Raw genomic sequence first — 1,834 nt, 5'->3', positions numbered from 1 at the left:
CACCCCGGCCCGGTCAATCGCGGTGTGGAACTCAGCTCCGAGGTGATGGAGGATCCCGGCTTGAACCTGATTGAGCAGCAGGTCACCCACGGCGTGGCGGTGCGCATGGCCCTGCTGTACCTCATGGGGGGCGGGCGGATCCCAGCTTAGAGCCCAGATCTTTCTCTGCTCGGGGAACATGTAGAGCTGCCCCACGTCTAGAAGGTTGGAGTCTATCTTCTAACCAATTCTCTCTGCCAAAAGCCGAAAGAATCTCTGGGCGGGGCTTTTCCCGCCCTGCTGAAATCATGTCCAAGCTTGCCGAGAGGTGAGCAACATCTTTGTCTCAAATTTTACACATCTTGGATCTGGATCGAGTTTTTTTGCAGCCGTCTAAGCTTAGCTCTTATTCAAGTTGTGTCCGTTTGATTGGTTGTCAAATGAGATAGAAGTTCAGCAGTATAAGCCTTTTCGCGGATCCTGGGCTCCAGGATCCTGATTTTGCTGAAATCCAAACTGGCCAAAACCACCAGATGGAAAATCGAGGTTTGGAAACGAGCCAGCACACTCAAAAATATCGATTTTTCTCTTGACTTAACCCAAAGTTAACCTTTAGATATCCCTCCGTTAACTTTGAGGTTATAGGGTTGAAGATGTTGATTTGCCACAGATATTACCTATGCGAACCCTGCTTTCTGCTTTCTCCCTCACCGCTCTAACAGTAGGATTTCTAACAGCGACCTCGGCTCAAGCCCAAACCGTGCAAATCTCCGGGGCGGGCGCGACCTTTGCGGCTCCTTTGCTGCAACGTTGGTTTGACGCCTACAACCGCACCGTAGACCCCGCTGTGCAAGTCAGCTATCAGTCTGTCGGTAGTGGTGCTGGCCTAGAGCAGGTGATCAATGGCACTGTGGACTTCGGCGCTTCCGAGGCGCCTTTCTCCGGTGCTCGCCTGGAAAACTTCCGAGCTAAATACGGCTATGAGCCCCTACAGTTGCCTCTGGCGGGAGGGTCCATCGAGTTTGCCTATAACCTGCCCGGCATTGAAGACGGAGAGCTCATCCTGAAGCGGAAAACCTACTGCGGCATCGTGACCGGCGAGATCACTCGCTGGGACGACATTCGCATCAAGGCCGAGAACCCAGGTATAGCAAACAAGCTGCCACCCCTGGACATCACCTGGGTACACCGCTCTGATGGTTCTGGGACTACCTTTGTGTTCACCAACCACATCAGAACTGTCTGCCCTAATTGGACAGCCGGTGCTGGTACTTCTGTCGAGTGGCCTGTTGGCATTGGAGCCCAAGGGAATGAGGGCGTAGCCGCCACCATCAAGCAGGAGCCAGGGGCAATTGGCTACGTGAACCAGTCCTATGCCAAGCTGGAAAAGATGGCCACTGCTCGCTTGGAAAACAAAGCGGGCAACATTGTTGAGTTCTCGACTGAGGCAGCTACCTCGGCGCTTGATGCTCCCATTCCTGATGACTTTGCGCTGTTGGTGCCCGACCCTGAAGGGCCAAATGACTACCCAATCGTGGGCTTGTTCTGGGTGATGCTGTACCGCGAGTATCCCGATCAGCAGAAGCTGACCAAGCTGGTGGAGGCTCTGAAGTGGACCCAGGGGCCAGAGGGTCAAGCCATCACCAAGGAGCTGGACTACATCCCTATGCCTGAGGCGGCTATCCAGCGGATCTTTGCAGAGCTGGATGCCATCACCGTTAACCCCAATGCGGTGCGATGACTGGGTTGCAGCCTGAACTCCACTAGAGTGGAGCTGGTGGCCGGCTGAGGAGGCAGATGAGGCTTTCTCGGTCGGCTGCTGGGCTTACCTTGCACGGTGGGATTTTTAGGAAAG

1 protein-coding gene and 1 pseudogene are annotated in these 1,834 nt (G+C 54.5%); both read left to right on the top strand.

All coding sequences use genetic code 11. The features are described from left to right. Positions 1-150: pseudogene (locus NW820_RS05005) on the top strand (aspartate carbamoyltransferase); the annotation flags it as partial. 508 nt (positions 151-658) lie between these two features. Further along, on the top strand, positions 659-1,720 hold the full coding sequence (pstS, locus tag NW820_RS05000) for a phosphate ABC transporter substrate-binding protein PstS (protein WP_414406853.1): 1,062 nt from the start codon (positions 659-661) through the stop codon (positions 1,718-1,720). The last annotated feature ends 114 nt before the right edge of the window (positions 1,721-1,834 follow it).

Source organism: Synechococcus sp. R55.7 (assembly GCF_047461955.1).
In the GTDB taxonomy this organism is placed as follows: Bacteria; Cyanobacteriota; Cyanobacteriia; order Thermostichales; family Thermostichaceae; genus Thermostichus.
This window is presented reverse-complemented; position numbering and strand designations above follow the sequence as displayed.

Coding starts and splice junctions, on each gene's coding strand:
- pstS (WP_414406853.1), top strand. CDS start 659: ATGCGAACCCTGCTTTCTGCTTTCTCCCTCACCGCTCTAACAGTAGGA.